General features: G+C 67.4%; 17 protein-coding genes. 5 read left to right on the top strand and 12 right to left on the bottom strand.

Annotated features, from left to right (window positions below; translation table 11 throughout):
* Positions 1–29: 29 nt before the first annotated feature.
* The 6 genes from F5972_RS24890 to F5972_RS24865 form a co-directional block, all read right to left on the bottom strand.
* Positions 30–740, bottom strand: coding sequence for an SDR family NAD(P)-dependent oxidoreductase (locus F5972_RS24890; RefSeq protein ID WP_150936447.1), 711 nt, complete (start codon positions 738–740; stop codon positions 30–32).
* Complete coding sequence (locus tag F5972_RS24885; protein WP_225311835.1) at positions 737–1,885, bottom strand: hypothetical protein; 1,149 nt, start codon at positions 1,883–1,885, stop codon at positions 737–739. Before F5972_RS24885 ends, F5972_RS24890 begins: the two co-directional genes overlap by 4 nt.
* Before the next feature lie 29 nt (positions 1,886–1,914).
* Positions 1,915–2,136 carry a hypothetical protein gene (locus F5972_RS24880; RefSeq protein ID WP_150936445.1) on the bottom strand — a complete coding sequence of 74 codons (222 nt, stop codon included), beginning with the start codon at positions 2,134–2,136 and terminating at the stop codon, positions 1,915–1,917.
* A gap of 317 nt (positions 2,137–2,453) precedes the next feature.
* Positions 2,454–4,814 (bottom strand): hypothetical protein, encoded by a 2,361-nt coding sequence (locus F5972_RS24875; protein WP_150936443.1) that lies wholly within the window; start codon positions 4,812–4,814, stop codon positions 2,454–2,456.
* Positions 4,815–5,178: 364 nt separating this feature from the next.
* Positions 5,179–6,528, bottom strand: a complete 1,350-nt coding sequence (locus F5972_RS24870; RefSeq protein WP_150936441.1) for a hypothetical protein — start codon at positions 6,526–6,528, stop codon at positions 5,179–5,181.
* 318 nt (positions 6,529–6,846) lie between these two features.
* The gene (locus tag F5972_RS24865; protein WP_225311833.1) at positions 6,847–7,455 is read right to left on the bottom strand and encodes a site-specific integrase; all 609 of its coding nucleotides are present in this window, start codon (positions 7,453–7,455) and stop codon (positions 6,847–6,849) included.
* Between the two features lie 361 nt (positions 7,456–7,816).
* On the opposite strand from F5972_RS24865, the gene F5972_RS24860 reads away from it, so the two are divergent.
* On the top strand, positions 7,817–8,653 hold the full coding sequence (locus tag F5972_RS24860; RefSeq protein WP_167521535.1) for a sensor histidine kinase: 837 nt from the start codon (positions 7,817–7,819) through the stop codon (positions 8,651–8,653).
* 575 nt (positions 8,654–9,228) lie between these two features.
* Positions 9,229–10,179 carry an STAS domain-containing protein gene (locus F5972_RS38360; protein ID WP_225311832.1) on the top strand — a complete coding sequence of 317 codons (951 nt, stop codon included), beginning with the start codon at positions 9,229–9,231 and terminating at the stop codon, positions 10,177–10,179.
* 135 nt (positions 10,180–10,314) lie between these two features.
* On the opposite strand, the gene F5972_RS24850 is transcribed toward F5972_RS38360, so the two are convergent.
* Entirely contained in the window at positions 10,315–10,566 is a 252-nt protein-coding gene (locus tag F5972_RS24850) for a hypothetical protein (protein WP_138461629.1), read from the bottom strand.
* Between the two features lie 270 nt (positions 10,567–10,836).
* Between F5972_RS24850 and F5972_RS24845 the strand changes: the two genes are divergently transcribed.
* Together F5972_RS24845 and F5972_RS24840 are read left to right on the top strand one after the other, a co-directional pair.
* Positions 10,837–11,931 (top strand): ferredoxin reductase, encoded by a 1,095-nt coding sequence (locus F5972_RS24845; RefSeq protein ID WP_225311830.1) that lies wholly within the window; start codon positions 10,837–10,839, stop codon positions 11,929–11,931.
* 11 nt (positions 11,932–11,942) lie between these two features.
* The gene (locus F5972_RS24840; RefSeq protein ID WP_150936438.1) at positions 11,943–13,052 is read left to right on the top strand and encodes a fatty acid desaturase family protein; all 1,110 of its coding nucleotides are present in this window, start codon (positions 11,943–11,945) and stop codon (positions 13,050–13,052) included.
* A gap of 109 nt (positions 13,053–13,161) precedes the next feature.
* Here F5972_RS24840 and F5972_RS24835 read toward each other — a convergent pair whose 3' ends face one another.
* A complete protein-coding gene (locus F5972_RS24835) occupies positions 13,162–14,868 on the bottom strand; it encodes a SpoIIE family protein phosphatase (protein ID WP_150936437.1) in 1,707 nt (568 codons plus the stop codon).
* Between the two features lie 780 nt (positions 14,869–15,648).
* Complete coding sequence (locus F5972_RS37465; RefSeq protein ID WP_191910316.1) at positions 15,649–15,963, bottom strand: hypothetical protein; 315 nt, start codon at positions 15,961–15,963, stop codon at positions 15,649–15,651.
* A 160-nt stretch (positions 15,964–16,123) separates the two neighbouring features.
* On the opposite strand from F5972_RS37465, the gene F5972_RS24825 reads away from it, so the two are divergent.
* The gene (locus F5972_RS24825) at positions 16,124–16,423 is read left to right on the top strand and encodes a hypothetical protein (RefSeq protein ID WP_150936433.1); all 300 of its coding nucleotides are present in this window, start codon (positions 16,124–16,126) and stop codon (positions 16,421–16,423) included.
* Between the two features lie 836 nt (positions 16,424–17,259).
* On the opposite strand, the gene F5972_RS24820 is transcribed toward F5972_RS24825, so the two are convergent.
* From F5972_RS24820 to F5972_RS24810, 3 genes are all read right to left on the bottom strand, one after another.
* Positions 17,260–18,519, bottom strand: coding sequence for an alpha/beta hydrolase (locus F5972_RS24820; protein ID WP_150936431.1), 1,260 nt, complete (start codon positions 18,517–18,519; stop codon positions 17,260–17,262).
* Between the two features lie 77 nt (positions 18,520–18,596).
* Entirely contained in the window at positions 18,597–19,250 is a 654-nt protein-coding gene (locus tag F5972_RS24815; RefSeq protein ID WP_225311828.1) for a response regulator, read from the bottom strand.
* Positions 19,247–21,232, bottom strand: coding sequence for a sensor histidine kinase (locus tag F5972_RS24810; RefSeq protein WP_150936429.1), 1,986 nt, complete (start codon positions 21,230–21,232; stop codon positions 19,247–19,249). The genes F5972_RS24815 and F5972_RS24810 overlap by 4 nt, the downstream gene beginning before the upstream one ends.
* Positions 21,233–21,234 lie beyond the last annotated feature (2 nt).

Below are 21,234 nucleotides of genomic sequence, written 5' to 3'. Positions count from 1 at the left end.
TCCACGCTCTGCACGGCTCGAGTCACGGGCTACCAGTCCAACTGTTGCCGTCGATAGAACAAGCCACCAGTGGGGCCATCATTCGGCAACGTGGCGAGCCAGACGAAAGCGTCAACCGCCGCTTCGGGAGTTTGGTCGGCTTTCCCGTACGCGAGGCGAGTGGACACCTTCCCTGGCGATGCCGAATTAACCAGGATGTTGGATTCGCGTAGTTCGGCGGCCAGGATGCACGTCAGCGCGTTGACGCCGGCCTTCGAGACGCGATAAGCGGCGCTCCCGGTGCTCATGCGAGAAAGCTGACTCATGTGCGTCGTCACGTTGACAATCCGGCCGTATGCGTTGTTCTTCATCTCCGGAATGGCGGCCGTACAGCACCGCCACGCACCCATGAGGTTCACATCGAGGGTGGCGCGGACTCTCTCCATATCCGCGCTGGTGGCAGGCCGCTCACGATCGATGGCGACAGCGGCGTTGTTCACCAGCACATCCAGCCTGCCGTACGTGTAGCCGGTGTCGGCCATTGCGCGAACAACACTCGCCGGATCCGTCACGTCGAGCTGATGGGCGGAAACAGAGAGTCCTTGCCCAGCCAGTTCCTCCGCCGCCTGCTCGGCGGCCTGCTCGCTGCGGGCTGTGAGCACAACGTGAAGGCCGTGTTCGGCCAGGGCGGAAGCGATAGCGCGGCCAAGCCCCCTGTTGCCGCCGGTGACTACGGCGACGCGCTGAATGTCTTCACTCATGCCGCTGATGTGATCAAGGGTTTCAACCGTTCCTGTAGTTCCTGTACCGCGGGGAGGCGACGGTGCTTGCTGAGCTTGTCGTGAACCTCAAGCAGCCTCTTGCGATTACGCGCGGAACGGGCGGATGCGATGTCAGGTATGGCCTCGCCGAGCAGTGCGCACGCATGCTCCACCTCCCCGAGGTTGAGAACGCTATCGGCCCTCCAGATGAAATAGGTCGCCCGGTCCCGGCTGCGCTCATCCGGCTGCAGCGCGAGAGTCTGGCCCAGCCAGCGGTCCGTGGCCTTGTAACGACGCATCAGCAAGTAGCACGCGGCGACCTGGGCGCAGTACTCGGCCTCGTCGAAGTAGGCGGCCCAGGAAGGCGCGGGCTCATCGTCCGCGCGGGACATCGCTTCCTCGGCCGCGACGAGCAGCTTCTCGCACTCGTTGGCTTCGCCTCGTGAGGCGTGCGCTCGCGCCTGCCGGATGGTCAGCATCGCCACCACGCGCGCAGGTGCCTGTCTCGCACCGTCTCGGGCCGCCCGTGCCAGTGCCAATGCCTCGTCCAGCCGCTGGGCCTCGGCCTGCTGCAAGCTCATGGACTTGAGGATGTTGGCCCCGATACCCCGGTCTTTCGCAAGGTGAGCAGCCCGAAGAGCTGCGATCCAATACCGTTCGGCGGCGGCGTGGAGCCCGGCGTCGCAGCTCGCCCATCCGGCGATGCGTCCCAGCTCGGCGGCGACGGCGAAGAGCCGGCGGCCGGTGCTCGCGGAGTACGAACCGCTGGAGAGCAAATTGGTCACCAGCGTTAACTCGGAGTCAACCACCGTCCCGACGTGACCGCCGCCCAGGGTGTGATCGATGCGGCGTAGAGCAGGTAGCCGTTGCTCGAAGCAGCTCACCAGTCCGGCGTCTACTCGACCGCCCCGCAGCGCGGAGACGAGTTGGGGAGGCTCGATGGTCAGCCAGTTGTTGGCTACGGACACCGCCGTGCCGCTGCTGAGAATCAGGAAACCGCGACGGTCTAGCAAGGCGCCTCCAGCACTGTCCAGGAGGGCGAGCCCGCCTTCGACGGTCCACGGCGCGTCGGTGTCGATCCGCTCACCGATCGGTAGCCAGTCAGGCCACCGGAAAGTCCGCACCAACTCTGCGGGCACACCCATTCACTCTGTTTCATGAGATCGCGCACATCCTACTTGGGCACGTCGACGCCGAACACCTCATCGTCGAAGGGCTCGATGACACTCAAAGCAACGAAACAGAACGGGAGAAGGACGCGGATCGCGAGGCTACGAGATTGGTGTTCCCGCACGGCGTCCCCAACATCCCAGCCCGCATCAGTGCGCCTTGGGTCGACCAGACAGCCGCCGAACTTGGCGTGGCGCGCATAGTCGTCATCGGCCACCTTCAGCACCGCCGCCGCCTGGACTGGCGGACGACGCTGTCAAAGAACGCTCCCTCGGTAAGCGACGTTCTCGAGACGTGGGAGTAATTTCTGGCGAGGCTCTCGACGAGCGTATTGGCCCCAGAATCCAACTTGGGCGGCTGCCCAAGTGCTCAGACTGTGCGCCTGATCGTGGGCGGCCGTCGGGTTCGAGATTACGTGGTCGCGGTGAGGACCCCGAGGTAGGTTGAGGTCGGTGGCGTCCGAGTCGGGCCAGCCGTGGATTCCGACGCCGCCAGGCGAGGGGAATGGCGCTGAACTGCCCCGCCTTCGTCTCTCTGCTGTTGTTATTTATCGTGTGACGGACGACGGGGAGCGGACGCGAAGGGGAGGACCTTCCCATCGGGGGCCGAGGGGAAGTCGGAATTACATTCCGCGATCAGAAGACGGTCTAGGGCATCCCTCACCGACTGAACCGCCTCACGCCATAGATGGAATTCTTGCGTGTAGGTGTCTGAAGTTGGATCGGGGTTCCAGTCGTGCAAATGCGCGAGCTCTTCACTGAAGCCCGCCACCGCTTGTGCCGGTTCATCCCCAGTGATCGTTTTTCCTCGAGTCGTCAGCCAGCTCACATCATCGCTGATCTCCTGAAGTCGATGGGCCGCCCGGTAGTGCTCAAGCTGATGGGTATTGAAGCGGCGCACCGCATACCCCCCGCATCGACGACACCAATCGAACTGCCTCTCGATCAGATCGACGACCGTGAGCAAAGCATCGCTAGGGTGCAGTGCGATACGCCCATCTCGTATATGGCGGCACGATGCCGCGTGTCCCTTGCCATAATTTGGGTCGGCGTTGGAAGTGTAAATCTGGGCGTCGCTAAGCGTTCCAAGTGGCAATCCCAGGCTGGGGCCTCGGCCGTGCGGCAGGCCGGTCTGGAAAGGGCGTAGATTGAGTTGACGGAAGGCGAGCAGTGCCTTCCATACCGCGGCCGGAATGGGCTGCAACTCATCCCCGTATTCGTAGGTCAGGCTCCGTAAATCGTGAACACCGCGGGCGATGGCGAGAAGGCCGAGGTGCCGTGATATTAGACGTGCATTGTCGTCGCCAGGCCGGAACCCGAAAGCGTACGACTGTTCCAGCACTCGCTCCCCGGCCGCGATCGATAGGTCCTGTGCGAAGTCCTCCTCGTCTAGCGAGTGGTGAGCCATAGGAAGCGGCGCTTGGTGAGGTTGGCGTCGAGCTGCGGCGACCTGTTCCATCCACGGGGCTATGACCGCTGCGGGAAGGTCATTCGGGCCCGCCAGGAGCACCCCCTGCCAGCCGCGCGCGCAGCGATCTCCTAGTACGTGGAGCGGCAGCGCTTCAACTCCGTTGATGGCCGAGAACACCACATACGGATCGTTGCCCACGCCACGCGAAGTCCGTAAAGCCTCGATATCGGCCAATGTAATCAGGCGGCGCTCATGAATCGGCCCGTCATCCAGGCTGCCGGGGAGCAGTACACCTGACCTGACCGCGATAGCGTCGGCCGGGGTGATGAGGAGCTTGGCGTGGTCCTGTTCCGAGTCGGTCACCTCGACACAGCCCAAGGCTTCATCTTCTGCGAGGAGGCGCTCCGCTATCACCGGGGATACCTGGAGGAGAACCCGGCGACGCGCCCAGTCCACCGCTACCGCGTGATGACAGATCACGCCGAGCTGCCACGGCGAGAGCGATTGCCAGATCGAAGGCCGCTCGTGCCCAGGCTCTTCAGCGTGCTGACGGAACGGGATCGACGCCACGATGAGCCTGTCCGCCGTCGCAGATCCATGTTCCTCAGCCGCGGACTGCCGTACCGCGCCTCTCCAGGCGCGGACCATGTCGTCGATCGCGGTTCGCGCTTCGGCGGCTCCCTTGCGCTTCCTCCCAAGGGCCTCGTAGACAGCCCTATAGCCGGAGTATTGGGACTCAGCTACGCCAGTCCAGCCATGCACTACCGATCTACGCCAGTCGCGCCGAAGGCGCTCAAGGACTTGCCGCACCTGGTGTTCGTTTCCAAGCGGCTGAAGCGCCGGCTGGGGTGTCGGCAGCGGAGGAAGAGGGTCAACGAAGGCGACAGCAGACTCGAGCAACGCGCGCGGATCAATGAACTGTGCCAATGAAGATCGGAGATCTTCTAGATGCGCGGTCTTCTCATCGAGCGCAGGGCGCGCCCACTGCTCGAGCCACGGATAGCGGCTGATCACGCCCCAGGCCAGCCGAAGGCTGTCAGCTGCGCGCCACAGCTGATCAGGCAGTATGGACTCGCGAAGCTGCCGGGCCTCCCAATAACCCTCTGGTAGGTCCTCCTCTTCGTCACTCGATTGTGCATTCCGGAGGAGCGCTTCCGCCTCGGCGATCTGTTCGCGCGAGAACTCGTCGGGGTCATCTGACCGGTAGCTCGCCAATTCGTAGACCAGCCCGAGCCCACCCACCTGTTCCAGGAAGATGCCAAGGGACGTTCCGGCCCTCGCCCAGCGGCCCCACGCAGCACACCGGTTGCACATCCGCTCCATGGCTATGCCATTCAAAGGCACCGTGGACATCAGCACGTCACGCGTGCGGAGTTGCGGACAGGTCGCCGTCGCATGTAACCGAGCGTTCTTGCCCTTCGCGCTGTACGCCGTGATCGGGGCACCTTCGAACGGGCCAAGCGGGATATCAGCCGTAAGAGCGAAGTCCGTCACGTTATGCCTCCTGCTGACCGTGCATGTGGAACGGTGAATTTTGGTGGCTGGCTCTACGGTGCGCCTTGATTGTGACCCGTCGCCATGTCCGTCGGATGTCGACCACAAGCGATCCGCTGGTTCAAGAGGACACGAGCACAACGACGATTCGGCTGACCCCGTCGTTGCCCTTCGGATGGTGCGCGGGCCGTTAGTTACTGACGATGGCGACTAGCAGCCCGTCACAGGTCAGAACGGTACCGGACGGTCCATTTGGTCATGGTCAATTTCAGCAAACCCGGCGTCGGCGGAGCCTCACTGCAGTTTGCCCGGCTGCGCTCAAGTTTCATGTCAGGGTCACAAGTCAGCCCGCTACCGGGCTCGGTTACCTGGAAGCGTGCTCCTGGATGGTCAAGGTGACGGCATGGCGCATCACGCGTTCGAGGTCCTCCACAAAGGCATGCAGGGTCACTGCGGGAGAGCCATCGAGAAGACGAATGGTCGCCGGCCGTCTGGGGTCCGCGTGCACTTCATGGTTGCGGCGCTCATACGCGCCGCGGAAGAACCGAGAGATCTCGCCGCCACGTGCGCCGAGCTCTGGGTCATCCGCGAGCAGCGATGCTGCACCAGACGCGATGACTGCCTTCTTGTGCTGTGTTGCACCATGCCCTGGACCATGAATGAACAGAGCCTCCGCTGCGATCACCAAATCGACGAGGCGATCTTCGGGTATGCCCCGAGATCCGGCTGAAACCAAACGGCGAATCGCCATCTGCAGTGGCCGGTTAGCGGCAATCACCGGTGTGGTCAGCATGGCCATGATCTGCCGGATCGATACGATCTGAGCTGGACTGAGCAGGAGGGTCGGCCGTTCCAGGTCGGGCGATTGGCTCCAGCTCAACGAAGCCGAGTACCCAGGGTTGGCACCGAAATCGTCAGGGTGCTGCATCTGAAACGGGCGGCCAGTGGTTACCGAGCCCCCACACACCAGGCGCAACGCTGTCTGAAGCCGTAACGCATCATCCTCGATCGGCTGCGGCACTACGACAGGGCCGGGCACATCCCCCACCCGTATCGGGTAGGTGGTCTCCTTGGTCACAGCGTGCTGGTAGAACCTCGACACCGTCCGGCTCAACGTGCTCGATGCCGCCTGATCCGGTAGTCCGGTCTGGATGGCGGCTGATAATTCTAAATCGGTCATCGAGCGAATGACCAGTCCGTCGCCCAAAACGACCTGCGCGTGCAGCGCCATGTCGAACCCGAGTAGCGGCACGACCTGAAGCAGCCGGACGGTCGATGCGAGTAGGCCAGCTTCGACCCGCTCGTACACGGAATCGAACGCCGCCCGATCGAAGGTATACCGATGAGACTCTTCCACCAGCGGCGTGAGAAGGTCCGCGATCAGCATCTGAATCAGATCTCGTCTGCTGGCCGAGAAGTCGAAGCCGATCAGGGTGTCCACCCTGTCATGCAGTTCCTTATGACTGGTTAGCACCGTGCGCAACGTCTTCATCTGCGGCAAGCGATCCCACCAGTCGTAACTCGCCAACACCAGAGGGTGCCGCCACCGGGTGCGCCGGACAACGACAAGTGTCTCCTGGAAGCGGCGCTGCCATCCGTCCCTGCCGACATACTCAACGAAGGCTGGCTCCACCTCGACCGAAGCGAGCTCTTCCAAAATCGCCTCCATGAGTGCAGCAGCGGCCTCTCGCACGTCCTCGTACTGGGTGGTCATTGACAGGGCTCCTGTTCGCCGAGCATGCCTGGTAACCAGGGCGCGCCAGTGGCGAGCAGACCAGAGTGCCACAACATGGGTGGTCAAGGACGGCTGATTGCTCGGTGGTTGCTCGTGTGTACGGAACACGGTGCGGCACACAGCGTGATTGGGCGGCAGACCACGGGGGACAATGGAGGACGGAATGACAGAAGACGGCACACGCCGGCAGTAGACGGCATTGACCAAGGGCGCTTTTAATCCGTCGGTTCAGGGTTCGAGTCCCTGGCGCCCCACCACCTCTGAACTGGGTGTTCACCTCAACCGGAGATCACTCGATCATGGCCTGGGACACGGATGGGTCATCCAGCCGCATCGCCCCCTGAGCACCTTCCGAGCGGTCCCGCGCGCTGCCGACAGCACCAGCCGCGCCGTCGCCCCGGCCGCCCGATGATGCAGCTCCGGCAGCACCGAGGTGTAGGTATCGGCGGTCAACACGATGCCGGCGTGGCCGACTTGGTCCTGAACCACCGGCAGATCCACGTGCGCGGCCAGCGCCAGCGTGACCGCACCATGCCGCAGGTCGTGCAACCGCACCGGCGGCAGCCCGCTCCTGCGCACCAGCCTATGGAACCGGTAGCTCAGGTAGTCCGGCGCCACCGCAGCGCCATCCGGACGAGTGAAGACGTGTTCCCTATCGTCCCAGGCCTCCCCGCGACGGATCTTCTCCGCCCGCCGGTCGCGTTCATGACGGCGTAGCAACCGCACCGTCTCCGAATCCAGCGCGACCGTGCGCCTGCTGGCCGCGCTCTTCGGCGGGAACAGGACCAACTTCCAGCCGACGTGCACCAACTGCTCGACCACGTTGAGTTCGGCCGTCTCCAGGCTGAGATCCACCCAGCGCAGGCCGGCCAGTTCGCCCCGGCGAAGCCCGCGTGCCGCGGCCACCGCCCGCTCCGTTCGGTGCACCCGCACCGTTTGTAGACCACTGGATGGCTCTCACGCATCGCCATCACCTTCCTCCCAGAGAGAGGAACGACGATCCGTCGAGCGCCGAGCGTTGATCCGCCCTCCGGTGCGGGCGCCGGTCAGGTCGCGCACCGAGCTCGACGTACGCGACGAGGTCGACGGAGTATTGACCCGCTGTGCCGGCAATCGATCGTGGTGAATGGTTGATCGAAGGGTAGGGAGCCTACGCGGCGGGATTCGTGGGGAGTATCTGATGGGCAGATCAATTCTGAGCGAGCGGCTGGAGCGCGCAAGTCCAGGGAGGGACACCAGTTCTCACAAACGGTGGTGGAATCTCGCCATGGTGCTGGCCGCCGCGGTTGCGGGCCAGGTGCTTGTCCGCCGGCTGCTGCGACGCGTGCGTTCTATCTCCGGTGACCTCGCCGAGATCAACGTCAGCGATGAACGCGCCCAAATCGCTCGGCAGCATGGCCCGCAGGAGGTGACGCAGCTGGTCGACAACATCAACGTGAGCTTGGACATGCTGGACCGTGAGCGGGAGTTCACCTCCAACATCGCCCACGAGATCCGCTCCCCGTTGGCCGGGATACGCGTCACGGTGGAAGAAGCGACTACTCGTCCCGGCGAAGCCGACTACCCCCGCGTGCTGGAGGCGGTACTACGTGGAGTGGATCGACTGGATGCGCTGGCTACCGCACTTCTTATGATCGCCCGTTCCCGCGCCGCCCAAGCCGACTGGGAACGGATCGACCTGTGCGAACTGGTCAGGCAGGAGGTCGCGGACCGGAACGACCCCATCTCGATCGAAGTCATCTGCACTCCCGGTGTCGAGGTCACAGCCATGCGCACGCGGATCTGCCAGATCATCACCAATCTGCTGGACAACGCTCAGCACCACGCCACCCACCAGGTGCAGGTCCACGTCGGCCGCAGCGACGGCAGTGCCCGGCTGGCGGTGTCCGACGATGGCCCCGGCGTGCCGGAGAAGGACAGGGAACGCATCTTCGACCGGATGTACCAGCTCAAAGCCATTTCCCAGCGGGGCGGCCCCGGCACCGGCCTCGGCTTGACCATCACCCGGGATATAGCGAAAGCCCACTACGGAGCCGTCTGGGTCGAGCCCTCCCCGCTCGGCGGCGCCTGCTTCATCCTCCAATTGCCCATCGCCGCCCCCTGAACCACCACGGGCGTAAAGGGCAATGGCGTCCAAACTGGAAACTGTTCTGATTTATCGACCTCGGACCGAACGTCTGATGTCACGGCTACACGAGAGGTTGAGACTCAGCCTGAAAATCGTTGGCCGCTGAAACCATGAGCGGTCACAGGCAGGCGGGGTGCCGGCCAGCGCGCCGGGCAGTCTCGGCCAGTTCGTTCAGGGTCCGCCGTCCAGGCGGGACAGCGGCGGGCAGGGTAGAGATCGCGAGCCCAGTCGCCTCCGGCGGCGGCCCGATAAGGGTGAGGGATGCGACGTCGCGCCCGGCGACGAACCTCACCCGCCAGTGAGGCCGCTCCGGCGAGTGGCCTAATCCACATAGAATTCCGGACGCGACAACGGTCCCCGACCCACGCACCCGCTCCTGCGTGTCTCTGAAAATAGGGGACATTTTACTTCCGGAACGGTGCCATTCCAGAAAACCAGGAGGTAGCGTTTAGGAACCGAGGATTTTTCGTGCGTTGGCACTCAGGTCGGCGTCGCCCGCGGCGATATATCAGGACGCGGTTCTTTCGAGGACCAAGACAGGCCAGGCGATCATGACACCGACGCTGCTCTCTCGTTTCACGCCGCCCAGCGCCCCAGCCGGCACAGCCCCCGTCATCGGCTCTGAGGTTCGACTACGGTTGGCTCCCGTCCCTGGCCCGCGGGGCACCGTGGACGGGGCGTGGTGGCCGCATTCCCGTGACGCCACGGTGGAACTACCGGGTCTCATCGCCGCCGTCGACCAGCGACTGGGCCTGACGACGCTGCGCGTCGGCGTGCACGTCGACGCATGGGACCGCATCCCCCACCGTGTCGAGGCCGGCGGACGCCAGGTCAAAGTGGGCTGGTTCCACAGTGCCGATCCTCGCCTCGTCACCCTGACATTCGCGGACGCCGAGCCTGTCATCCTGCTGGTCGTCCCGCCATACACCGCGGACGGTCCTGCGGGGGCGGCGCTCATGCTCGCCAGTCAGGGCAGGTTCGGCCCGCTCCCGGTCGACCTCCTCACCACCGCAGCCCACCACGCCATCGGTACACGGGATGCGGACGGGGAGAACGAGGGGGTGCACATCACTACGCTGCCGGCGGACCTGCTCCACGGGTGCCGACACCGCCGATCGGACGCCCACCTGCCAAGCCTGCCGCCAGAGGCCCCGTCTCGTAGCCAGCCGGAGCATTCCGTCTCCATCCGCGACCCCGCGCCACTTGGCAGAGCCGACCGGTCGGCCCCGACGACCATCCGGCTGTCCGGTGAAATCGACATTGTCACTAGTCCCGGCCTGCGCGAGGATCTGCTCGACGTCCTGCGTTACAGCAGAAGCCTGCTCATTCTCGACCTTTCGGGTGTGGCGGCATGCGACGCCTGCGGGTTGGGAGTCCTGGTCGGCATCCAGCGCCGCGCCAAGACGATGGGGATCACTCTCTCCCTGACCGCAGCCCGCCCGTACATGTATCGGTTGCTGCATGTAACCGGCCTGGACCGCACCATACCGATGCTGACGTAGCCGAAGGCCCGGACCCACGACGCAGGCGGCAAGCCCCGCCATAGGAGAGGCGGGGCCGCGAACGAGCCCAGCCGGGGTGGGCCCGGAAGACGAAGGAAGCGTCGTCGTAGCCGCACAGGTGCCCTACGCGAGGGTTCAGAAGCTGCTGATCCGTGTCCTCGCGTAGGGAGCGAAGCGGGCTGCCACCACGTGCCTGAAGTTGACCACGTAGGTGAATGTGCCCGGCTCTCCCTCATGAGAGACCTGAAGGGACACGACGGCGCCCTGCTCCATCCAGCTGACGAGTCTCTCGGCTGCGGGCATCGTGCCGTGCACGCGGAGAATCAGTTCCTTTTCCTTGCCAACACTCAGCAAGTGGAGCAGCCCGGTGGGAGCGTCCGTGGTCATACGCTGCTCCTCATCGAAGGATTGACCGGGTCCACGTGGGTATCCCCGCAGAGCCCCCCGCGTAGCATGCGCGTCGCCGCTTCTGCGGGCCACCTCTTCCCGTAGCCGTGCTGTCACGGGCCTGCCGCCTACCACTCCGTTACCGGTCCTGGGTCGCTTGCTGTGCCCCTCGTGGCTCCGGCCTGCGGGTGCCGGAGGCGGGCACCGGGTACATGTCCGCACGGATGGCCCGTCCGTCGACTGGATCCTCGACTGCCTCGGGAAGGCTCCGTGATCCTTACACGCGCGTCCGCGTCCCCTGCGACTCTCCTGTGCCGGCTGGCGACAGCCGCGCACTGGCTGACGTCACCGCTGCTTCCCGAGGACTACCTCGCGTTGATCAATCCCCTCTGGGCGGAAGGGGAGTTGTGCGGCCGGGTCGAGGCGGTTCGTGCGGAAACGGCCGATGTGGTGACCCTGGTGATCCTCCCGGGGCGAGGCTGGGTCACTCACCGTCCCGGTCAGTGGGTGCGGATCGGCGTCGATATCGGCGGGCGGCGACACTGGCGCACCTTCTCCCTGTCGTCGGCCCCGGGTAGGTCCGGTGGTTGCGTCACCGTCACGGTCAAGGCCGTGCGCGGCGGACTCGTCTCCGACCACCTCGTGCGGAGCACGGCGCCCGGGGCGGTGCTCAGGCTGGGCCGGCCCGATGGGACGTTCGTCCTCCCGGAGCCACCGCCCCCTCGCCTGCTGTTCGTGACCGCCGGGAGCGGAATCACCCCCGTGATGGCCATGCTGGACAGCCTCCTGGACGGTGTTCCGGCCGTGACGGGGCCGGACGTCGTGCTGGTCCATTCGGCGCCGGCACCCGGCGACGTCATCTTCGGCGGGCGGCTCCGGAGCCTGGCCGAACGGTGTCCGCGGCTACGACTGCGCGAACGGCACACGCGCTCTCAGGGACGGCTGCGGCCCGCAGAGCTGGCCCGACTCTGCCCGGACTGGACCGAGCGGTCCGTCTGGGCGTGCGGGCCACCGGCGATGCTCGACGACATCACGGCGTACTGGACCGGGCCCGCGGACGGCCTCCATGTCGAGCGCTTCAGTCTGGTGCCGGCAGCGGCAGCGGGTTCGGGGGGACACGTCCGCTTCACCAGGAGCGGCCGAGAAGCCGAGGCCGACGGCGAGACGCCGTTGCTGGCCGTCGGCGAGAACGCGGGGGTGCTCATGCCGAGCGGCTGTCGCATGGGCATCTGCTACGGATGCGTCGCGCGCCTTCGCTCCGGTCAGGTACGTGACGTACGGACCGGCCAGGTGCACGGAGACGCAGGGGAGATGATCCAGCCCTGCGTGTCGGTGGCGGCCGGGCCGGTCGAGATCGAGCTGTGAAAGGAACAGACATGTCTGCCACATTCGATCCGGCCTCTGTCGACGCCGAAAGGTTCGGCCGCGAGCTGGACAAGATCCGCGACGAGGTGCTCGCGAGCCTCGGTGATCGGGACGCGGCTTACATCCGGGGTCTCATCGCCGTCCAGCGCAAGCTGGAGCTGGGCGGCAGGACGCTGCTGTTCGCCTCCTGGTTGCCTCCCGCATGGATCGCCGGAACGGCGGCACTGGCGGTCGCGAAGATCCTGGAGAACATGGAGATCGGTCACAACGTCCTGCACGGGCAGTGGGACTGGATGCGGGACCCGAAGATCCATTCGACCACGTGGGAGTGGGACACCGCCTCCCCCGCCGGCCAGTGGAAACACTCGCACAACTTCGTCCACCACACCTGGACGAACGTGCTCGGCAAGGATCGCGACATCGGCTATTCGGTGGTGCGAATCAGCCCCGAGCAGCGGTGGCATCCGATCTATCTCGCCCAGCCGCTGTACAACGCGCTGCTGGCGCTCTTCTTCGAGTACGGCATAGCGATCTACGATCTGGAGCTGGAGCGCATCCCGTCGGGACGAAAGGATCCGAAGGAGGCGCTGGCCCAGCTTCGCGTCGTGGCGGCCAAGATACGGCGCCAGATCATCAAGGATTACGTCGCGTTCCCGCTGCTCGCCGGCCCGGCCTTCCTGCCCGTCCTGCTCGGCAACCTGACCGCGAACATGGCACGCAACGTGTGGGCGCACACCATCATCTTCTGCGGCCACTTCCCTGAGGGCGCCGAGGTCTTCACCGAGGACCGGCTCGAGAACGAGACCCGCGGCGAGTGGTACGTACGCCAACTGCTCGGTTCGTGCAACATCGACGGCGGACGCCTCTTCCACATCATGAGCGGCAACCTCAGCCACCAGATCGAGCATCACCTGTTCCCCGACCTGCCCAGCAACCGGTACGGCGAGATCGCGCCGCGGGTCCACGCGCTGTGCGAGCGGTTCGGCCTCCCCTACGTGTCCGGCTCACTGGTCCGGCAGGCCGGCTCGGTCTGGAAGCGTGTCCTGCGGATGGCCCTGCCGGGGCCGGGCCGGCCTTCGGCGGCCGAACCGTCGGCGAGTGCGCTCAAGGCCGCGGCATGAGCACGGGCGGGTCAACCTGTGGCATGAGAGAGCCCCGGGCTCGGCGAGAGTCCGGGGCCGCATGGCCGTCGGATACCGGGAACAAGCCGTAGGCCGGGCGCGTACACGATCAGGCGCCGGCGCCGCACGCGGGAAGGCGTAACGCGAGAAGAGCGACGTCGTCGGTGGTCCCGTGGGGTATGCGTCGCACGATCTCGTCGCACACGTCCTCCAGCGGGAGGTGAGCTATGGCCGCGGCCTGCGCCCGCAGCCGGGCCAGTCCGGTGGCCAGGTCGCTGCCGGGACTTTCGACGAGGCCGTCGGTATAGAGCACGAGGGTGCTCCCAGCGGGCATCGGCTCGACGGCGTCGCGCCTGGTTGACTCGATGCCCAGGCGGAGCCCGAGCAGCAGATCCTGCCCTTGTTCCAGATAACGGGCATACCCGTCAGGGGTGACCAGCAGGGGCGGCGGATGCCCGGCGTTGCTCCAGCGCAACCGCCAGGGACCATCTTCGGAGCCTTCCACACGTGCCAAGATCATCGTCGCCATGGGCACGTCCGTGACGGCGGACATCGCCTGGTCCACCCGGTTGACGACCAGGCTGGGCGACACGCAGCGGTCCCACGCCAGCGTGCGCACCATGCTGCGCAGCTGGGCCATCTCAGCGGCGGCCCTGATGTCGTGGCCGACCACGTCACCGATGACCAGGGCGGTGACGCCGTCGGGCAGCAGGAAGGCGTCGTACCAATCGCCCCCGACCTGAGACCCCACCGAGGCCGGAAGGTAGCGTGCGGCCATCTCAAGGTGGCCCACCTGCGGCAGCGGAGCCAACAGGTGACGTTGCATCATTTCGGCCACCTCGCGTTGCCGGCCGAACAGGCGCGCGTTGCCCACCGCCAACCCCGCGCGACGTCCGATGTCGGTGACCAGCGTCACATCGGTGGCGTCGAAGGGGCGGGCCGGGTCGGTACGCGCCACGGTGAGAGCTCCCAGCACCTGCCGCTGGGTGCGTAGCGGCGTGATGATCGCCGACACCGCTCCCCGCGCCGCGAACAGCTCACGCTGTGCGGCGGCCATGCCGGAGTCAGGTTTGCGGGCTATGTCACCCGGCCCCAGCAAGACGGTCTCACCTCGATCCAGCACCCGCGCCAGCAGGGAACCGGGAGGCTCGGGCAGCGGGGACCCCGCCGCCTGATCAGCAGGAGGGATCACCACCACCCGCTCCACCTCGTCGTGCTCGACACGCAGATCCACCATCGCCCAGTCGGCCAACCGGGGGACGATCAGCCTGCCCAGCCGTTGCAGGGCCTCGTCTACTTCCAGCGTCTGGGTCAGCACGGACGTGATCTCGGTAAGCAGCGTCAGGCGGGCGTTGAAGTCCTCCAACATGGCAAGATGGCCGGCCTGCTGACGAGAGAGGTTCAGCCGCTCCGTGATGTCGGTGAAGACGACGATCACCCCGAGTACCTGCCCGCCCTCCTGCACTATCGGAGCGGCCGACAAGGAGACCGGCAGCAGGCCGCCGTCACCCCGCAGGAAGATCGACTCGTCGCCACGCGCCGGACGACCGTGCTCCAGCACTCCCATCAGCCGACAGGGGGAGCGAGGAGTCAGCCCGTCGTCAGCACCCCTGTGCAGCAGATCGTGGGCATCGGCGCCCAGCATCTCCGCCACGGGACGGCCCAGCAACGCCCCGGCCTGCAGGTTCGCCATAGTGATAAGGCCAGCAAGATCAGTCAGATAGATGCCCGCCCCCGCGCTGTCGAAGGCCGCCTGCAGCAACCTCTGGTCGGGCAGCCCGGCATGGCCATGCGCGCTGGGCAGATGCCGCCTCATCGCCGCCCTGCCTCCCTCCGGTCATCGCTGCCTACGCCCTACCCGCCGATACGCCGAGCACGCTGGGCAACCGGCGGCCATATCGAGCCAGCCGGCTCCCCTGAAGAAGCCTGAGAATCCCATCTCGACGAGGCGTGGGCAATAGTCGTCGAGGAGGCCGTCCCATAGTGGGTCATCCCGGCGAAACGCCGCGCTGAGCGCCTGCACCACGCTTTCGAAGCGACCTACGCTCCGACTGTAATGACGGCACCAGTGTCGGCGAGTGCGCAGAGTCGTCGACGAATTCAGTGGTCAGGACGCATGGTTGCTCGGTGGTCGCTCGCGTGTACGGGATACGGCGTGACACACGGCGTCATCGTCCGACATTCGCCGGGAGGCAAAGGCGGACAGAACGGCATGATGCGGCACTCGATGACATTAGGCGACGCCCATCAAGGACGCTTTTGATCCGTCGGTTCAGGGTTCGAGTCCCTGGCGCCCCACCCTCAATGACCTGGGCAGACTCCCGACTTGTGATCGTTCGGAAGCCTGCCCGGTTGCAGTTGTGCAGTCGCCGGTTCACTCGTCCCACAGCGCCGGCCCAGCCGGCGCCGTGGGCAGGATGAGGCGCGACGGCGCGGGCACGCTCGTCCTGGATCGTTCTCCTGATGAACGCGACCCCGCCCGACTGGATCAGCTCGAAGAAGGTCACCAGGCAATCGCATGTCCAGGCCAGAACGAGTTCCCGACCGGTGGGCATGGGAGGAAACGGCACGTGAGGACTGAAATGCTCCGGGGGCATCATGCGCGGCCGTCCTGGATGTACCGGGAGTAGGAGTGACGGCGCCGCAACTCCTCCCGTAACAGCGCCACCCGCCGGGCGGTCGTGACGATGTCGTGCGCCGGGGTGAAGGCGAACACCACCCGGCCCCTGGCCGAGCGCCGCCCGGTCGACCAGCGGAACCGCCGGCCGTCTGTGCGCCCGCCCGACCTGTTCGGCCGGGCGGGCACCCGCAACATCAGCGGTCGTGATTGCGGCATGGCGGCGGCGAGGATCGCGGCCTCGGCCAGCGCCGTGTCGGCCGCCATGAACTCCACCTCGGTGCGGGGCAGCATCACCTCGCGCCAGGGCCGACAGCAACGCCGAGCACATCGGTCACTCGTACGGGCGCTGAGGCGGAAGTCGTAAATGCCGGTTAACCTCCGGTCAAGCTCCTCGATTGGGATCTCGTGTGACGCAAGACTCCGGTCATCACCTGAAACGCATGGAGGTTTGATGAACCGGAAGTTGAAATCCATCCTCACCGCCACCTTCATCGGTGGGGCCATCCTGGCTTTCCCGACGCCTTCGCAGGCGTCGACCGACCAGCAGGTCCGCGACTGCCTCGAGTACTTCCCGTCCCCCGGCCGCGTCTACGTCGAGTACCGGGACAACTACTGCGGTGGCAACCCGGTCCGCTCCAAGGTCGTCATCGACTGGGGCCCGGACAGTAACTGCATCACGCTGAACAAGCTGGGCGACAGCTACACCTTCACCTATCACCTCGGCAGCTTGAACTACGTCGCGGGCTGCTGAAGCAGCCCATCGGCGATGCTTGTGGGGGGTCGGGCTCGGGCAACCGGGTTCGACCACCCGACATGGAACACAGGATCACTGGTTCTGCTGTGGAGCCTAGAAGCGGAGGACTTGTTCATGTATGGGCGTAGCAGGTGGCGCTTGCCCGCGGTGAAGACCTCCTCCTCCAACCGCGCCATCAACTCCGGCCGAGGCTGAAAGCCCACCGGCTCGCGCGGAAGCTCCCCCACCACCACCGGACCGCCCTCACCCTGCCTCGCCTCATCCGAGACAGCGGCGGACACCTGCACCACCACCGGGAACCCTGTGACAGACGCGCCAGGGCGATCACGCTCGGGGGGTGCGCCGCGCCACCCACTGGCCCACCACCGCCAGCACCACCGCAGCGACGAACCATGCCCCCTTGTACCCACCACGGCCCTTCAACCCGATTCGTAGCCACGCCGCCCGCAACCGACACCACCGAGCCGGCCAGCATCCAGCCGGCACCCCGCCCCACCCTCATGTCCACCAGATAACCCCGCCTCGTCGTCATGGTGAACGCCCCAGGCGTCCGCCATGACATCCACCATCCGCAGTCCTCGCCCAGAGCAGCACTCCTGCCGCGTTGGCGGAGCGTAGGAGAGCCGACTCCGCGGGCTGCCGGCAGGTAGGGCTGCCCAAAGCAGGTCGAGCCGCTGACGTTAGGGCAGTTCGGGGCGCACCAGAGCTTCGGAGAAGGGTTCTCCGGCTCTCCGGGCGCACGTCATTCGTGCGCGCACCTCGCTGAGCGAGCGGGATTTCGAGTTACCTCGCAAGGGCTCCGGGGCTGTTTCAGGTCGTCGCCGTCGCGCGGGTCAGGCGGGTTCGTCCGCCGACGTGACCGGCGGGAGGGGCAGCGGGCGGTCGAGAAGGAACGTCATGAGCAGATCGCGGTAGAGGTCAGGGCGGCCGTTGGCGATCGAATGCCCCGCGCCGCGCACGTAGACGAGGGTCGACTCGGGAAGCGTGCGCCGGTACTCGTAGGTGACCGCCCATTTCAGGTAGTCGCACTCGCCACGCACGATGAGCGTGGGCACATGGACGGTCCGCAGCTTCGGACGCGGGTCGGGGACGGTGGCGGCGTCGGCGGACGTCATCTGATTGGTGTAGAAGCCGGGCGGGTTGTCGTGGACGGGGGCGGGCGGGCTTCCGGGGCATCCGGTGGCGTCCTTGGCGGTGATCAGCAATTCGCGGAAGTACGCGTCGGCCTCGGCGTCGGGCACGAGCGCGTGCGCGGCAGCCGGGTTGACCTGGAGCAGGAGCGCTTGGAGGAGGAACCGGGGATTGGAGGTCAGCTCGTCGGCGCGTTCGGCCTGGGCCGGGGGGAGACGATCCCAGGGACTGCCCGGTCCACCGGGGAAGGCCGGTTCCCAGATCGCGCCCGGTGAGGTGAGCACGGTTTTGGCGACGTGGCTGGGATAGGCGGCCATGTACGCCGCCGACAGGGTCCCGCCCCATGACCTGCCGACGAGGATGACCTTCTCGGCTTTTATCGCGCGGCGGATCGCCTCCAGATCGGCGACGTGCCGGGCGACGGTGTAGCCGCTCACGTCGGCCAGCCGGGTGGAGCGGCCGGCGCCCACCTGGTCGTAGGCGTAAACGTCGAAACCGGCCGCGGCCAGCTCCCGCCCGCCCTCCGGTACGCCCTCTCCGGGGGTCCCGGGGCCGCCGTGCAGGAAGATCACAGGCGCTGGGCGCGGTTTACCGGACGCGGCGATCTTCACATAGTCGATGCGGGATCCCGTGGGCAGGTCCCAGTGGGAGACGCCGGGCGGGGCCGCGGCCGTCGGCGGCACGGGGAAGGGGCGCATCGCCGTGAGAGCCGCGGGTCCGGCCGTCACAAGCACGACGCCGGCGACGTACGGCCACAGCGCCCGCGGGCTGCCGAACCGCCTTGTCGCGGCCCGCCCGAACACCCAGGCGGTTCCCGCCGCCGCGACGAGGCCGGCCGCGGAGAACACCTTCACGGCCGGGACGGCGGCGGCCGTCCCGACGAAGGCCGCCATCCCGGCCACGGCGGCCGCGATCACCCCGGCGAGCGACAACGCGCCGCCGGACAACAGTTTGGATCTCATGCGAGCCACGCTAGGAAGCCGAACACGCGTCGACCTCCTCCCGTGGAACCGTCGTCACCCCCGCCGTACGGCGGGGGTCAGCGCCTGCCCGGGAGGATCAGGCCGGTCTCGTACGCCGTGATGGTCGCCTGGAGGCGGTCACGGACGCCGAGCTTGGCGAGGATCACCGCGACGTGGTCCTTGACGGTCGAGGGGCTGATCCGGAGAACCTCGCCGATCTCGGCGTTGGTGAGACCGCGGGCGACGTGCGTCAGCACCTCGGTCTCGCGCCGGGTGAGCGTGCCGAGGACGGCGGCGTCACGAGGTTCCGGCTCGGACGAGAACCGATCGATGAGGCGCCGGGTGACCCCCGGATCGAGGAGGGCGTCTCCCGAGGCCACCACCCTGACCGCGTCGGCGACTCTCTCCGGTTCGGCATCCTTGAGCAGGAATCCGCCGGCGCCGGCCCTCAGCGCCGAGAACACGTACTCGTCGAGGCCGAATGTCGTCAGCACCACCACCCGCGTGCCCGGCGCTTCTGCTCCGATCCGGGCGGTCGCCCGCAACCCGTCCAGGCCCGGCATCCGGATGTCCATGAGGGCCACATCGGGCCGCAGCGAGACAGCCAGCGCCACGGCGGCCTCTCCGTCCGCGGCCTGGCCCACGACGCTCAGATCGGGTTCGGCGTCCAGGACCGCCGCGATGCCCGCCCGCACCACCGCCTGGTCATCGGCGACCGTCACCCTGATCAAGGGAGCACCTCCGGAAGCCACACCCTCACCATCCCGTCCCCGGCGTCCGAGACGCTACCTCCGGCCGCGTCGGCCAGTGCCCGAACCCGCCGATCCTCGCTCGTGGCGGAAGGCCCCGAGACCGCGACGCCGTCGGCGCGGCAGGCCACGGTGATCTCCCGCTCATCCCGTGTGCCGCCGCGCAGCATCAACTCGGCCACCCTGAACGCGGCGACCTCCAGGCTGGGGGACGCTTCGCGGCGGGCTCCGGCGTACCGGACGGTGCCCTGGTGCCGCACGGCGAGCAGGGCGATTCCGGCGATGGTCGGGGGCGGGTCGTCGCCGCTCTGGCGACGCAGTTCGCTGAGCGACTCCCTGAGCGCGGCCAGCCCGGCCCTGGCCTCGGCCAGCACGGTGTCCAGCCGCCCCGCGTCCGCCGCGACCACGATGGCCCTGGCATGTCGCAGGGCCGAACGGCGCAGGCCCGCCGCCAGCCGGTTCCGCTCCGCCAGCACGACCGTCGCCGTCTGGCGGCCGAGCAGATCCCGCTCCCAGGCCACGGCCGCATGGCGCCGCGCACGCCTTGACCCCACCGCCAGGCCGAGCCCCCACGCCACCGCCGACGGGACCGAGACGCCCAGGGCCAGCACCGCCCACGCGGCTGCCCGGTCTCCCACGATCCCCGGCCCGCACGCCAGAGCAAGCCCGCCTGTCGCCCCCACAGCCGCCGTGGCGAGAGCCCCCCACCGCCGGCGTGCGCGAGGGCCGTACGCGCCCAGCGAGTAGAGCAGCGCCAGCTCAACCCACAGGCACCACAGGAACACGTCCCCTGCGGGCTGCTTCGTCCAGCCGAGGAGTCCGGCGCCGAGCAGGACCGGATAGACCGACAACGCCGCCGCCAGGCTGGAAAGCGGCGCCCGCCTGCGCAGGCCGAGCGGCAGGGCGTGCGCGAAGAAGAGCGGCACCAGCAGGGCGGCCTCTCCGGGGAGACTCTCCGGCGTGTCGGTCGTCAACAGGCTCGTACCGATGGACAGCGCCACCGCGAGGATCGCGAGCGCGGCGTCCGACGCCTGCCGGCCACGCCACTCGTACGACGTCGATGCCGGGCCCTCGTCAGAGGTGAGCGGGAATTCGGCGCGCACGGCCCATCCCCGGTCATCCGGGCCCGCGGACAGGAACCCTCCGCAGGCGGCCACCGCCGTCCTGAGCCCGGCGAGCCCGTATCCGCCGCCCATTCCGCGTGCCACGTCCGCGTTGTCCACGACCGGCTCCCCAGGATCGTTGACGACCGTGACGACCAGGCGGCCGGGTTCACGGTCGACGCCGACCCGTACGGCGCCTCCCGGCGCGTATCGCAGGGCGTTGGTCAGCGCCTCGCGAACCACCCGGTACGCGATGGCGGCGATCTCAGACGGGGCGCTCCCGGCTGTTCTGACGTAGGTGAGACGCGGCTCTGGCCACGTGGCGGCCAGCGCGTCCACGTCGGAGAGATCGGCCGAGCCGCTACCGGTGCCACCGGTGGTCAGCCGCTCCAGTTCCTGGGCGGCCAGGCGGCCGGTCTCGGCGGCGTACCGGGCCGCCTCCGCCACGAGAGCCGGGTCGGCGAGACGCAAGGCGGAGGCGGCACCGACCGCGATGCCGGTGAGTCTGTGGGCGGCGGTGTCGTGAAGTTCGGCGGCGATCCGGTGCCGCTCGGCCTCGGCGGCCACGCCCGGCACATCGGGCGCGGCCGCGCGGAAGACGGCCACGGCCCGGCGTGTCGCCCGGCCGCGCCGCCGCGCCCTGCCCAGGGCCCAGGTAACCGCGGCGAGTCCGGCGGCCAGCAGGGTCACGCCGGTGACGGACCTGGGCGACTCCCCCAGGGCGCTCGCCGTCCCCGCGGTCAGCACCAACGCGACCACGACGCCCCCGGCGGCCACCCCTGCCGTCTGCCGCAGGGCCAGGCCGTACAGCGCCACGGTCACGATGAGCGGCACAACCCACCACAGCCAGCCCGACAGCACGC

Source organism: Microbispora cellulosiformans, from assembly GCF_008728085.1.
GTDB classification, from domain to species: domain Bacteria; phylum Actinomycetota; class Actinomycetes; order Streptosporangiales; family Streptosporangiaceae; genus Microbispora; species Microbispora amethystogenes.
Note: the sequence above shows the minus strand (reverse complement) of the source record. Positions and strands in the feature narration are given on the sequence as shown.